Here is a 12,942-nt window from a genome sequence, read left to right as displayed (position 1 = left end):
CGCACCCGCGCACCCGCGCACCCGCGCACCCGCGCACCCGCGCACCCGCGCACCCGCGCACCCGCGCACCCGCGCACCCGCGCACCCGCGCACCCGCGCACCCGCGCACCCGCGCACCCGCGCACCCCCGCACCCCCGCACCCCCGCACCCCCGCACCCGCGCCGCGCCCATCGCCGCGTCGATCATGGACTTTTTGTCTCCGCAAAAGTAGCGAAGGTGGCGAATCGGCGACCGTAAGTGCATGATCGCCGGCCCCGGCGCGGCGCGGGGCGGTGGCGCGGGGTGGGGCGGCGCGAGGTGGCGTGGGGCGAGGCGGCGTGGGGTGGCGCGGGGCGGGGCGGCGCGAGGCGGCGTGGGGTGGCGCGGGGTGGGGTGGGGTGGTTTAGCGGGGGATGCGGGCTTCGGGGAGGGGGTTTGGTTCTTGGGATTCGGCGGGCTTTGCCCCGGCTCGGGTTCGGATCGGCAGGACGGCCAGCAACAGTAGGCAGAGCAGCACGTACGCGTTGCGGAGCACGAACTCCCAGGGAGTGTCGGTACGCGACGGGGCGATTCCCCAGTCGTAGAAGGACACCACCCCGTACACGATGATCGCGGACGTGGCGACGGCGAGCGCCCCCAGCCGACGGCGACGGCGCGCCCCCTCGGCGGTGCGCGGATCGGTGCGCAGCGTCGCGTCGATCAGGATCACCACCGCCGGGATGAACCAGTAGATGTGGTGGGTCCAGGTGATCGGGCTGATCAGCGCCGCCACCAGGCCGGTCAGGGTCAGCCCGGTGAGTGCGTCACCGGCCTGCGCGGCGCGTACCGCCCGCCACAACCCGTACCCGACGATCGCCGCGACCAGCGGCAGCCAGATCAGCCGGCTCGGCTCCTCCGGCGCGGTGAGCCGGCTCAACAGCCCGAACAGCGACTGGTTGCCGGTGTAGTCGGTGCGACCGACCCGGTCGGTGGCCCACAGCTCGTGCGTCCAGAACCGCCACGAGTCCCCGGGGGCCACCGCGGCGGCGAGCAGGGTCGCGCCGGCGGCGGTCCCGGCCGCCACCGCCGCCGCCCGCCACCGCCGGGCCGCCAGCAGGTAGACCACGAAGATGCCCGGGAACAGCTTGAGCGCCGCCGCCAGCCCGATGCCCACCCCGGCCCACCGGCTGTTTCGGGGTACGGCGAACAGCAGGTCGGCCAGGATCAGCACCACCAGCAGCATGTTGATCTGACCGAACGTGATGGTTTCCCGGGTGCTCTCCACCCCGAGCACGAGCACCGCCCCCACCACGAGGGTGAACACGTACGGCAGGCGGTGTCGGCGGATCACCGGGTCGAGCAGCCACTTCGTGCTGACCACCACACCCAGCAGGGTCAGCCCCGTGAAGATCGCCACCGTGGCGCCGAGCCGTAGCTCCGCGAACGGCAGCAGCAACAGCGCCGCGAACGGGGGATAGGTGAAGTACAACTCGCCCTGCACCCGATCGGGCTGGACGTAGTCGTAGAGCGGGTTGCCGGCGGCCCACCAGTCCATCGCCGACATGTAGATCTTCAGGTCGAAGAAGTTGTGCACCGTGCCGGGCAGGTAGAGCGCCGGTAGCACCGCCGCCAGCGCCAGTAGGCCGAGCACCCGGCGGGCCCGGCGGCTACCAGGGTCCTCGACATCGATGGCGCAGGGTGTGGCGGGATCGGCGGGCACGGGAAAACCCTAGCGGTCGGTCGCCCCGGCGGCGCGCAGCCACGAGGCTTGGGCTGCGCGTAGGCTGTCCCGGTGGCTGATCTTCTCGTCTGGATCGACTGTGAGATGACCGGGCTCGACCTCGGCGGCGACAAGCTGATCGAGGTCGCCGCGCTGGTCACCGATCCTGATCTCAATGTGCTCGGTGACGGCGTGGACGTGGTGATCCACGCGGACGACGCGGCGCTGGACGCCATGCCGGAGATCGTCCGGACGATGCACGGCAAGTCCGGGCTCACCGACGAGGTACGCCGGTCCACGGTCACCCTGGCCGAGGCCGAGGACCTGGTGCTCGACTACGTCAGCCGGCACGTCAAGGATCCCCGTACCGCCCCGCTCTGCGGCAACTCGATCGCCACCGACCGGGGGTTCATCGCCCGGGACATGCCCCGCCTCGACGCCCACCTGCACTACCGCATGATCGACGTGTCCTCGATCAAGGAACTGTGCCGGCGCTGGTATCCCCGGGTGTACTTCGGCCAGCCACAGAAGGGCCTGGCGCACCGGGCCCTGGCCGACATCCGGGAGAGCATCCGCGAACTGGAGTACTACCGGCGCACCATCTTCGTCCCGCTGCCCGGGCCCGACGTGGAAACCGCCAAGGCCATCGCGGCCGGGCTCTGAACGTCGACCCCAACCCGGTGGACGGAACCGGCCAAGGTGGGGGTATTATTTCCCCGCACCCCGCCGGACGTTCGACCGGCGCGGCGGCATGGTGGCTGTAGCTCAGTTGGCAGAGCACCGGGTTGTGGTCCCGGTTGTCGTGGGTTCAATTCCCATCAGTCACCCGGTTAACGGATCCTCGCATCCGCAGCTCAGGCCCCGCCCCACGGCGGGGCCTGAGTCGTTGTGGGGGACCGGTAGGGGCAACCACGACCACGGCGGCCCCTCCGTGGTGGAGAAGCCGCCGTGGGGGTCGGGCTCAGGCGGTGGGTGCCGCGGACCCGCTCGCCGAGACGTCCGGGTCGCTCTCGTCGCCCGCCGCCGGGTCGTCCTCGTCGCCGGCCGCCGGGTCGTCCTCGTCGCCGGCCGCCGGGTCGTCCTCGTCGCCGGCCGTCGGGTCGTACGGCACGGCGCTGCCCTTGACGTACTCCGCCCAGCTGACGTTCCAGTCCGTCCAGCCGTTGCCCAACTGGAGCTTGCGCTCGGTGCCCTTGACGACGATCGGGTCGCCGACCTTGGTGTTGTTGAACAGCCAGGCACCGTTGGCCATCGAGACGTTCACGCAGCCGTGCGAGACGTTCGTGGTGCCCTGCTGCCCCTCCGACCAGGGTGCGGCGTGGATGAACTCGCCGCCCCAGGTCAGCCGCTGGGCGTAGTCGATCTTCGTGCGGTAGCCGTCCTCCGGGCCCAGCTCGTCGTACGTGTCGAAGACCGTCTTGCGCAGCTTCTCCATCACCACCATGGTGCCGCTGGACGACGGGGTGCTCTTCTTGCCCAGGCTCACCGGGATCGTCTTGATCGTCTCGCCGTCGCGGGTGACCACCATCCGCTTGGTGCTGTTGTCCACCGTCATGACCAGCTTGGCGCCGATCTTGATGTCGACGGTCAGGTCCGCCCGGCCGTACCAGCCGTCCCCGAGCGGCAGCCCGCCCGCCTGCACCCGGTACGACACCTTGCTCCCGGCCTGCCAGAACTCCTTCGGCCGGTAACGGACCTCGGTGGGGCTGACCCAGTGCCAGATGCCCTCCTGGGCCGGCGACGAGGTCACCGTCATCCGCCGCTGCAAGTCGGCCCGGTACTGCTCCGGAATGGCCCGACCGAACTTCACGATCAGCGGCATGGCCACCCCGACGGTCTGGTCGTCGCCGAGGAAACTGGTGATCCGCACCTGCTTGCTCGGCTGCTTCATCACCGTGAACGCGCTGGTGGCGGTCACCGGGAGGCCGTCGTCGCCGGTCGCGGTGACGGTGGCGGTGTACGACTCGCCGTACGCCAACGCCTTCGACGGCAGCCAGCTCTTGCCGTCCTCCGCCAGGGTGCCCTTGACCTTCTCCCCGTCGGAGTCGGTCAACTCGACCGTGGTCTCCTCGGCCTGTTCGGTGGCGAAGGTGATCGCCGTGGCGGCCGGCACGTTCTTCGCGTCGGCGGCCGGTTCGTTGATGGTCACCGACGCCTTGGCGGCTGGCTGATCGGCCCCGCCCTGCCAGCCCGGCGCCTCGGCGCCCTTACCGCCCGTGCAGGCGGAGGTCAGCGCCAACGCCACGGCGAGCATCCCCGCGGCGAGCACCCCCCGCCGCCGGTTGCGCTGGTCCCGAACTCGCATGGTGTCCTCACAGTCGTGGTCCGCTGCCCGTCCACATCACTGACGCACCAGTTCACGTACCCGTTGCGGAAGGTGAACCGAAACACGTGGAGCGGGATGTCCGGATAGTGACATAAGTGATCCGATCACAGGGCCGGACCGGCACCACCATCCGGCACCGGCAGCGCACTGCCCTTGACGAACTCCGCCCAGCTCAGGTCCCACGCGGTCCACCCGTTACCGGCCGCCAACTTGCGCTCGGTGCCGGTGATGGTGATCGGATCGCCGATCTTCGTACGCTGGAAGAGCCACTTGGCGTTCGCCATGGAGACATTCACGCAACCGTGGGACACATTCTGCCGTCCCTGCACGTGCTCCGACCAGGGCGCGGCGTGGATGTACTCGCCACCCCAGGTGAGCCGCTGGGCGAACTGGATGTCGGTGACGTAGCGGTTCTCCGGGTCGGGGTCGTCCATCGTGTCGAAGACGGTTGCCTCCTTCTTCTCCATCACCACCAGGGTCCCGCTGGAGGAGGGCGTCTTCTTCTTGCCGAGGCTCACCGGCAGCGTCTTGACCAGCTGGCCGTTCTCGTACACCCGCATCTGCTTGTCGGAGTTCGTCACCTTCATCTCGAACGCGGAGCCGATCTTGGCAGTGGCGCTGCGGTCGACGTTGCCGTACCGGCCGTTGCTCAGCGGAATGCCGGCCAGCGCGATGCGTACCGAAAGCTTGGTGCCCGGCTGCCAGTACTCCGGCGCCCGGTAGAACGCCTGGGTGCCGTTGCCCACCCAGTGCCAGGCGCCCGGCTGCGGCGGATCCGTCTGCACGAACATCCGCTTCTGCACCTTCGCCCGGTCCTTCTCCGGAATGCCCGGGTGGAACTCCGCCACCACCGGCATCGCCACCCCGTACGTCTTGTCGTCGAACAGGTAGAGCCCCGAGGTGATCATCGAGCCCGGCTTGGCCATCGTGGTGAACGAGCTGGTGCCCTCGCTGACCGCGCCATCCGGCTGCTTCGCGGTGACCGTCGCGGTATAGCGGGTCGACCACTTCAGCGGCGCCGACGGCACCCAGGAGGAACCATCCGTACGCAACTTCCCCTTGACCTTCTTGCCATCCTCGGTGGCCAGCGTCACCTGCGACACCGTGCCACCGTCCGGCAACTTGGCCCCGATCTCCACGCTGACCGGGCGATCCTTCGCCCCGTCGGCCGGGCTCACCGTCAACGGCGGCCCGCTCGGCGTATCGGGCGTACCCGATGTCGCCGACCCGCTCGGCGCCGGCTGCTCGCCCTCCACGAACTGGGCGCCACCCGACTCGCCACTGCAACCCGACAATGCCAGCGACGCCACCAGGCCCAGAGCGCCCAGCAACGCCCCAGCCCGCGCGAACCTGCCCATCCCCACCCCTGTCTCACGCACCTGGCGCACATCGTGCCGTACCCCCGGTATCCCGCATCAGCCCGTCCCACGCCTTGTGCACCCTTCTCGCCAAATGTCCGTGAACCTCAGCCGAAGGGACGACCCGGGGATCGGATTGGAACCCGGCTCACGGGCCGTGCTAGGGTTCTCCCCGTTGCCAACGAGCGCCGCTAGCTCAACTGGCAGAGCAGCGGACTCTTAATCCGCGGGTTCGGGGTTCGAGTCCCTGGCGGCGCACCAACGAGCAGGGCCCTGACCTGGTAGAACTCTGCCGGTCGGGGCCTTTTTCGCGTACGCCGACGGTGGCTGGTCGCTCGGTGGGTGCTCGGGAGCGGTTGGACCGGTTTGGCAGCGGTCGGAGACGGTGCGACGCTGATCGATGCCCAGGTGAGGTCACTGTCCGGATGTCCCACCGCCGTACGCGCCCCGGGTTGCTGTGTCGAACGCCATCCTCCAGGGAAAGGCTCGCTGCCGCTCATTGCCGCTGCCTGGCGAATGCGGCTCCCAGCCGTCCTCGGGACCGAGCAGGATCCGTACCCCTTCATCGCGGAGGCTTGCCACGGCGCGGCGGAAGGGCGAACGGGCGGCGAGAGCGGCGTTGACGAACGGGACGATGACGGTCGGCACCTGCCGCCCGATCAGTTCGGCGACCGAGGTCATGGCGTAGTTGTCGGCGAGGCCGAGGGCGATTTTGTTGATCGAATTGTAGGTCGCGGGTGCGATGACCAGGGCATCGGCGGCGGCAAGCGAGCGGCGGATGCCGGGGGATGCCCGGTAGTTGGATCTCACCGGAGCGCCGGTCAGCTCCTCGATAGCCGGCACGTCGATGAAGTCAATAGCGCTGGGCGTGGCGGTGACTGCCGCCGTCCAGGACTGTTTCTGTGCGGCGCTGACGAGCTGAGCTACGTCGGCGGCGGGCCCGGCGCCGCAGACAACAATCTGGAGATGATCGCTGGTCACAGCCGGATCCCGGCTCCCTGGGCGAAGTCCACGACGGCAGTGCGGATGGAGCCCTTCCCAAGAAGAGCGAGATCGCCAGCGATTCGCTGGACGGCTGGTCGGCAGCGGATCTCCTCGGGTGCTACCTCGTGCGCCGTGCGCAGCGCGGTCAGCCCCTGCTCGTAGCGCCCCCACTGGGTGTAGGCGCGGGCGACATCCACATACAGCGAGGCCTTTCGCTCGGCGAGCGTGACCTTGTCCAGCGGTACCGTGCGGGCGATGCCGATGGCCGTTCCGGCATCGCCGAGGGTCAGGGCGATGTTGACCCGGTGCAGCAGGACGTTGGTGGCACCGAAGCCGGTCCACCGGTCGTTGCCGTCGTAGCCGAGTCGGGCGGCGACGCGGCTTGCCTCATCGAGCATCGCTTGTGCAGTATCCCGGTTCTCGCTGCGAGCGGCGGCGACGGCACCTCGGAGGACGAGTGCTCCGTAGACGGCCGCTGCTTCGGTTGACTCGAGGCGCGTGGCCCGGTCGAGTATGCCGGCCGCGTTGCCGGCGAGGGTCACCGCTTGATGGTCGTGGCCGTTACTCATCAGGGCGTGGGTCATGATCCGAGCGCTCGCGGCGACTGCCACCGGGTCCTCACTCGCTGCGGCGGCTCGGGTGCTGCGCTCGGCCGCGACCAGGGCCATCCCCCGGTCGCCGACCTTGAGTAAGACGCTGCCGACGACGTGGTACAGGTCTGCAGCGAGGACCTCGATCTGCGCTCGCTGCTCGCTCGTGGCGCCGGTCCTAGCCGACCTGAGGGCCGGCAGCAGTGTTACGAGTTGGTCGAGAACGCGTTCGTACCGGCAGGCTTGGTAGTCGATCTTTGCAGCGGACACGGCCCGAGAGAACTGCTGAGCGGATGGCGCCGTCGCGTTCGAAGGGCGTGGCGAGATTAGCGCGTCGAGTAGTGGCGCGACGTTGGGCAGAGCGGTCACGCCGATGGCCGCCCCGCGCAGAAGATTTCGTCGTCGCACGTCACCGTCCGAGCCCGAGCCGCCGTCTCCGTCATCGCCAGTATCCGCATGCGCGTCGGCATCCGGCAGCGTGGCGCCCACGGTTGCACCGCTGGTTCCCGTCGCCCGTAGGGCCTCGAAGCGTTCCCGTACGTCCGGTGTGGCTCGGGCCAGCACGGTGTCCAGTGCGGCCTGCATGTCGGCGCGCGGGAGGACCTTGTCGCCCCGGCTGCTCCACTTGGCCACCGTCCGCCGGGCCGCGCCCAGGTGCTCGGCGAAGGCGGTGACGCTCATCCGCAACGCCTTGCGCAGCGCGTTCGCCTCTCGGCCCGTCCAGGTCGTCACCGCAGCCATCGCACGTCCTTCCGTAACGGACAGTCACCGGCCTGGCGATCGTACCGGCACGTGGGGTGACGGCAGGTGCACCACAGGTGCACCAGTGAGACATTCCGTCCTTCGACGGCACAAGCCAGCCTGGATGTGCCGGTGCGCCGCTTCCCGAAGACCCACCGGCTGGACAGCGGCAATTCACGTCAAGGAGTTCCAGATGGACGTGCCAATCGGCAACAGGTCGGAACGCGACCCAACGCATCGGCAAGTGCTGTCGCCGGGCACTCCGCCGACCGCTCGGGTGACTCCCCGTTCGCGTACCGCCAGTAGGGCTGCGTGGGCGGGTGGCCGGCGGTCCACGCCCAGCCGCAGGCCTACGCGCTGGGCTTGCCGGTGCGCCGGCAAGCCCACCGTGCACAGGTGACGCTCCGAGCGGGGTCCGTCCCAGCCTCGGTAACCTGCACGGCGTCACCCTCAGCGAAGACCAACTGCCCGATTTCCCCGTCTGACCGTCGAGGAACTCAACCTCACCATCCGAGGGCAGTGACTTCTCGTAGGACACAGCAGAGGCGTCATGCCTTGCCCCTGAGTATCGGCAGGGGCTCGGTTCCTCTGCCTGGGAGCCATTTTCCTTGCCTCGCTGCCAGCCGGCTGGCAGCAGCCAGACCAGGAGACAGAATTCATCGTGGCCTATCGACCGGGGCCGAACAATCTGCTCCGCGCAGCGCGGCTGGCGCGGCGGTCCCCATCAGGCTCAGGACGGCCGATGTCGCGCCAGGAGCTGGCGGATGCGGTCAACGAGTACCTCTACAAGCACGCGGGGCGCCGCGTCGTCGTTGACGCACGCTACGTCGGCAAACTTGAACGCGGCGAGCATCGGTGGCCTTTCGAGCCTTGCCGCACCGCGTTGCGGGAAGTTCTCGGTAAGACCACCAACGCCGAACTTGGCTTCTTCATCATTCACGGACACGCCAAAGACCCCGAGGCGGACGTTGCCCCACCGGAAACGCCTGCCCTTGTATTCGAGGACGAGGTTGGTGCGGTAGGCGCAGCGAAGACGGTCGGGGATGAGGGTGGTGGGCTGGTTGTTCCTGGCGGTGCGGCGACGGTGTGGGTGAGCCTGACAGTCGATCCGGCGCAGATCAGCGTGGTGCGTGACGAGGGCCCGGCCGGATATGTCGCTGTCCTGGTGGGGCCGGTCGAGGTGCTTATCGAGCCGTCCGACGCCGCGACCATCCTCGCGGCCGCGCTGTTCCGTTCGAGCACGACGGTCGCCGAGCCCCAGGTGCGCTGACCGCATGACGGGCGACGGCATCGATGACGGCGTATAACTTGCCAAGGCCGCCTGCAATCCCCGCAGCTTCGTAGCCAAAACTGAAGGCGGTAAGCATGCCCGCACGGCCAGCCGACTGTGTCCCAGAAGCAACGCTCATTTCTGTCGGTAACCAGACTGAAGTCCCCGCTTGGTTATCCATGGTCGTCTGGATGGTCGACCTGCCGACCTGAGTTCTCGATGCCTGGTCGGGAGACACAGCGCTAGTTTCGTCGGGCCGTGGTGACGCCTGGGGGAAAACAATGGGATACCGCTTTAACGCACCACCGAACTGGCCGACGCCGCCGGCTGGATGGGTGCCGCCTGCCGGCTGGACAGCAGATCCCGCCTGGGGCCCTCCCCCGGTTGGGTGGCAGTTATGGATTCCGGATTCGCCGGCTCCGGCGGGGCCCGCCCCGCAGACTGCCGCTGCTCCCGTCGTCGTCTCGCAGCAGCGCAACGCAAGTCCGGACATTCCTCTGTTCGGTGCCCGGGGCAAGGCACGTGAACTGGCTGCGGAGAATGCGCAGCTTCGCAGCGAACTGGATCAGGTACGCGGTGAGCTGACCGGTCTGCGGGCGGAGATGTCACGGCTCGGCGTGCTGTCCGCAATGGAATTAGAGCAGCACCGGGCCCGACTCGGTCGTGAGATCGCTGACCTGACAGCGAAGAGCGAAGCCCAGAAGGCCGAACTCGATCAACGCCTGCGCGGACTTCGGCAGCAGGTCGTGGTCACCGAGGAGACCGCGCTGCTGCAGGAAGCCGGTGTTTATCGGTATCGGCATCCCCTGTCGGATGCGGTTGCCTACCAGAGCCAGCTAAGCCGACTTCAGGACCAGATCAAGGCCATGACCAGGAAGGATGGGGGAGCGGTCAAGGCTGCCACCGGCTGGACGGTCAATGGCTCGGTTGCCGAGGGCCGGGCTATGGTTCGGGACTTCTCCAAGCTCATGCTTCGCGCCTACAACGCGGAGGCGGACAACCTGGTACGGGGGTTGAAGCCGTACAAGCTTGACTCGGCCGTCGACCGGCTGGGGAAGGTGGCGGCGACTATCGCCAAGCTCGGCAAGACGATGGACATTCGGATCGCCGACGGATACCACCGGTTGCGGGTCAAGGAGTTGGAACTCACCGCCGACTACCAGGAGAAGGTGGCTGAGGAGAAGGAGCGGGAACGGGAAGAGAAGGCTCGGCTGCGCGAAGAGCGACGTGCTCAGCAGGAGATCGAACGCGAACGCGCCCGGCTCGACAAGGAACGCCAGCACTATGCCAACGCCATGGCCGCCTTGCATGCCAAGGGCGATGCCGATGGCGCGGCCCAGATGCAGGACCGGTTGGCCCAGATCGACACCGCGATCCAGGACGTCGACCGACGGGCCGCCAACGTCCGGGCCGGCTACGTGTACGTGATCTCCAACCTTGGTGCGTTCGGCGAGAAGATGGTCAAGATCGGCATGACCCGCCGCTTGGACCCGCTGGACCGGGTACGCGAACTCAGTGACGCCTCGGTGCCCTTCAACTTCGACGTCCACGCCCTGTTCTTCTCCGAAGACGCTGTCGGCATCGAGGCGCAGATGCACGCACGGCTGGCCGACCGGCGTGTCAACCTGGTCAATCACCGTCGCGAGTTCTTCTACGCCACTCCGGAGGAGGCCAAGGAACACCTGCTGGCGTTGACCGGCAGCCTGCTGCAGTACGAGGAGGTCCCGGAGGCGCTGGAGTACCGGCAGAGCCTCACCCAGGCGCAGGAGCAATCAGTCGCGACCACATGACGTAGCGAGGAATTGGTCGGCATGGGCTCGTGATCCGGGGCGTCCAACGGATCACTCGTCCAGTTTCCCGATCCGACGGCTGCCATGAGCATTTTTCGCTGGAAGGCCAGCCGCTCCCATGATCAAGCTGCATTGCCGAAATAGGAAGGTACACATGTCGTCGGTCGGACTGTTCGCCTACGGGTCAGCGGGCGGAAGGGAAGGTGTCGACCTGGGTGAGGTCCCGTTCGTGGTGGTGGACGTGGAGACGACCGGGCGGTCACCGACGTCCGACCGGATCGTGGAGATTGCCTTGGTCCGCGTCGAAAGCGGTCGGGTGATCGATGAGTGGGCCACCCTCGTCGACCCCGGCCGCGATCCAGGTCCAACCTTCGTACACCACATCACTACGGACATGTTGTCCGGAGCGCCGACGTTCGCTGACGTGGCTGGGAAAATCCTCAGCAGGCTCGACGGCGCCGTAGCCGTGGCGCATAACGCACGCTTCGAGGAGGGGTTCATCGCGCAGGAATTCGCACGGCTCGGCATCAGCACCGCGCCCCTGCCAGCGGTGTGCACTCTGCGGCTGGCCCGACAGATCCTGGCCGCGCCAAACTTCCAGCTCGTCTCCTGCTGCAACGTGTACGGCATCGACATCAGCGCCCACAGAACCCGGGGCGGTTCATTCCGTACCCACCTGGCTCTGTTGCAGCAGGGTGACAAGGCCGTGGCCGTCTTCGATTCGGGCGTCTGGTCGTAGCTGGGGGTGGGTGGGTTCGCGGTCGGTGCGAGGTGAGCGCATGAGGATCGCGCCCCCGACGCCCGCCTGACGGGCGCAGGCGATGTCCCGATGCACGGTGTCACCGACGAACCAGCATTCTCCAATCGGTACGCCGATGGCGTCGGAGGCCAGCCAGGCCAGCCGGGGGTTGGGTTTGCGGAGTCCGGCTTCGTCGCTGTAGAACTCGGCCGCGAACAGGTCGGACAGTCCGGCGGCGGCGAGGAAGTCCCGATGCGCGGCCCCGCAGAGCGCGTTGCTGACCACCGCCATGGGCAAGCCCGCATCCGCTGCGGCCCGCAACGCCTCCGGAATCCCGGGGCGGATTTGCCATTCCGGCCGCCAGGCCCAGGCGTACGCCAGCGGTGTCGCCGCTTCCTCGACCGCCGTGCGGGCCTGCTCGGGCCAGGCATGGGTCACGAAGTCTGCCCACACCTGGGCGTGTGGCAGCTCGATCGGGTCGCCGGATCGGCCGATGTCGTCGCGCCACCGGCTGTATGCCTTGCTGCCCTCGGTCAGGTCCGCGGTGATCTGTCCGACCGGTACCGCGTCGCCGACCAGGTCGGACAACCGCCGGACCAGCTCCGGTGGAGCCGGTGGCTGTCGCGGAGCGTCGGCCAGAACGCCACCGAAGTCCAACAGAAGCGCACGAGGCGATCGCAGCATGCCCCCATCCTTGCGCACATCAAGACTGGTAGCAGGAGGGCAGAGCTGCGTGATCGCGCAATTTGATCAGCGCAGGGCCGGGATGTTGTCGAGCTGATCGGGTCGAAGGTTCTCCCTGATGAGGCCGGTCGGTCGCTCCCGGTCAGGTACGCACGCGACGACCTCTTCGGGAGTGATCGCGTAATCGACGCTGAAGTCGTGATCGGCGTGGGGTAGCTCCTCGTCAAGGAGTTGGCTCTGGTGGACGGTGGTGGCGATGGCGGTGTCCACGGTCACGAGCCCGGCCTCGGCCAGGAGCGCGATCTCCAGGTCGGAGTAGCCGGCTCCCTTGCCGAGCCGTACGCCATTGCGCCGGCTGATCGCGACGCTGCCGCACACGATCACGTCCACCGGCCGCATGTCGTCGGGGCTGACTGTGGGGGCGACCTCGGGCGCGCCTGTGCTCGTGGCGGCAGTTTCGAACGGAACTTCCAAGACAGCCGGGTCTAGTAGGTAGAAGGGCTTCGGTGTGGCGAGTCGCGGGACCGCCATGTAGAGCAGCTTGCCTTCTTGGAGGGCGCGTACCCGGACGGGTAGCTGGGCTCGGTCGGGATTGCACTTGATGACCCGTGCCCGCTTCCAGACCTCCAGTTCTGCGAGCCGGACCGCTGCGCCCTCCTTACCAGCGAAGTCGGGTATGTGGCCGTGAACCCCCGGCGGTGCCGCGCCCTCGCGTTCGAGGAGGTCCCAGACGCGTCGCCGAACGGACTGCTTGGCGTCGTCGGTGCTTGTCACGCTGTTG

General features: G+C 68.2%; 11 protein-coding genes and 2 tRNA genes. 6 read left to right on the top strand and 7 right to left on the bottom strand.

Features of this window, described 5'->3' with window-relative positions; all coding sequences use genetic code 11:
• Window positions 1–383: 383 nt before the first annotated feature.
• On the bottom strand, window positions 384–1,679 hold the full coding sequence (locus tag E0H26_RS19665) for a glycosyltransferase family 87 protein (RefSeq protein WP_131305645.1): 1,296 nt from the start codon (window positions 1,677–1,679) through the stop codon (window positions 384–386).
• A gap of 72 nt (window positions 1,680–1,751) precedes the next feature.
• On the opposite strand from E0H26_RS19665, the gene orn reads away from it, so the two are divergent.
• Window positions 1,752–2,342: an oligoribonuclease gene (gene orn / locus E0H26_RS19660; protein WP_131305642.1), complete on the top strand. Its 591-nt coding sequence runs from the start codon at window positions 1,752–1,754 to the stop codon at window positions 2,340–2,342.
• A 91-nt stretch (window positions 2,343–2,433) separates the two neighbouring features.
• Window positions 2,434–2,506: transfer RNA gene (locus E0H26_RS19655), tRNA-His, on the top strand.
• 134 nt (window positions 2,507–2,640) lie between these two features.
• Here the strand turns inward: E0H26_RS19655 and E0H26_RS19650 are convergent.
• Together E0H26_RS19650 and E0H26_RS19645 are read right to left on the bottom strand one after the other, a co-directional pair.
• On the bottom strand, window positions 2,641–3,984 hold the full coding sequence (locus E0H26_RS19650) for a L,D-transpeptidase (protein WP_131305639.1): 1,344 nt from the start codon (window positions 3,982–3,984) through the stop codon (window positions 2,641–2,643).
• A 125-nt stretch (window positions 3,985–4,109) separates the two neighbouring features.
• Window positions 4,110–5,363: a L,D-transpeptidase gene (locus tag E0H26_RS19645; protein WP_131305674.1), complete on the bottom strand. Its 1,254-nt coding sequence runs from the start codon at window positions 5,361–5,363 to the stop codon at window positions 4,110–4,112.
• Between the two features lie 185 nt (window positions 5,364–5,548).
• On the opposite strand from E0H26_RS19645, the gene E0H26_RS19640 reads away from it, so the two are divergent.
• Window positions 5,549–5,624, top strand: a tRNA-Lys gene (locus tag E0H26_RS19640).
• 153 nt (window positions 5,625–5,777) lie between these two features.
• On the opposite strand, the gene E0H26_RS19635 is transcribed toward E0H26_RS19640, so the two are convergent.
• Window positions 5,778–6,344 carry a flavoprotein gene (locus E0H26_RS19635; protein ID WP_131305636.1) on the bottom strand — a complete coding sequence of 189 codons (567 nt, stop codon included), beginning with the start codon at window positions 6,342–6,344 and terminating at the stop codon, window positions 5,778–5,780.
• On the bottom strand, window positions 6,341–7,678 hold the full coding sequence (locus tag E0H26_RS19630; protein ID WP_131305633.1) for a hypothetical protein: 1,338 nt from the start codon (window positions 7,676–7,678) through the stop codon (window positions 6,341–6,343). Before E0H26_RS19630 ends, E0H26_RS19635 begins: the two co-directional genes overlap by 4 nt.
• 742 nt (window positions 7,679–8,420) lie before the next feature.
• On the opposite strand from E0H26_RS19630, the gene E0H26_RS19625 reads away from it, so the two are divergent.
• The 3 genes from E0H26_RS19625 to E0H26_RS19615 all read left to right on the top strand — a co-directional run bounded on the left by E0H26_RS19625 (window position 8,421) and on the right by E0H26_RS19615 (window position 11,477).
• Window positions 8,421–8,948: a hypothetical protein gene (locus E0H26_RS19625; protein WP_131305630.1), complete on the top strand. Its 528-nt coding sequence runs from the start codon at window positions 8,421–8,423 to the stop codon at window positions 8,946–8,948.
• Between the two features lie 281 nt (window positions 8,949–9,229).
• Window positions 9,230–10,738, top strand: a complete 1,509-nt coding sequence (locus E0H26_RS19620) for an SNIPE associated domain-containing protein (protein ID WP_240742271.1) — start codon at window positions 9,230–9,232, stop codon at window positions 10,736–10,738.
• A 154-nt stretch (window positions 10,739–10,892) separates the two neighbouring features.
• The gene (locus E0H26_RS19615) at window positions 10,893–11,477 is read left to right on the top strand and encodes a 3'-5' exonuclease (protein WP_240742270.1); all 585 of its coding nucleotides are present in this window, start codon (window positions 10,893–10,895) and stop codon (window positions 11,475–11,477) included.
• Here E0H26_RS19615 and E0H26_RS19610 read toward each other — a convergent pair.
• Window positions 11,400–12,161 carry an HAD family hydrolase gene (locus E0H26_RS19610; RefSeq protein WP_131305627.1) on the bottom strand — a complete coding sequence of 254 codons (762 nt, stop codon included), beginning with the start codon at window positions 12,159–12,161 and terminating at the stop codon, window positions 11,400–11,402. The two genes, E0H26_RS19615 and E0H26_RS19610, sit on opposite strands and share 78 nt — an antisense overlap.
• A 66-nt stretch (window positions 12,162–12,227) precedes the next feature.
• Entirely contained in the window at window positions 12,228–12,935 is a 708-nt protein-coding gene (locus E0H26_RS19605; RefSeq protein ID WP_131305625.1) for a 5-formyltetrahydrofolate cyclo-ligase, read from the bottom strand.
• Window positions 12,936–12,942: the final 7 nt, after the last annotated feature.

The organism is Micromonospora zingiberis (assembly GCF_004331455.1).
Classification (GTDB): Bacteria; Actinomycetota; Actinomycetes; order Mycobacteriales; family Micromonosporaceae; genus Micromonospora; species Micromonospora zingiberis.
This window is presented reverse-complemented; position numbering and strand designations above follow the sequence as displayed.

Bases quoted from the DNA above. Each gene is read 5' to 3' on its own strand.
- E0H26_RS19625 (WP_131305630.1), top strand. From the start codon at position 8,421: ATGTCGCGCCAGGAGCTGGCGGATGCGGTCAACGAGTACCTCTACAAG.
- E0H26_RS19645 (WP_131305674.1), bottom strand. From the start codon at position 5,363: ATGGGCAGGTTCGCGCGGGCTGGGGCGTTGCTGGGCGCTCTGGGCCTG.
- E0H26_RS19610 (WP_131305627.1), bottom strand. From the start codon at position 12,161: ATGCTGCGATCGCCTCGTGCGCTTCTGTTGGACTTCGGTGGCGTTCTG.
- E0H26_RS19630 (WP_131305633.1), bottom strand. From the start codon at position 7,678: ATGGCTGCGGTGACGACCTGGACGGGCCGAGAGGCGAACGCGCTGCGC.
- E0H26_RS19650 (WP_131305639.1), bottom strand. From the start codon at position 3,984: ATGCGAGTTCGGGACCAGCGCAACCGGCGGCGGGGGGTGCTCGCCGCG.
- E0H26_RS19615 (WP_240742270.1), top strand. From the start codon at position 10,893: ATGTCGTCGGTCGGACTGTTCGCCTACGGGTCAGCGGGCGGAAGGGAA.
- E0H26_RS19620 (WP_240742271.1), top strand. From the start codon at position 9,230: ATGGGATACCGCTTTAACGCACCACCGAACTGGCCGACGCCGCCGGCT.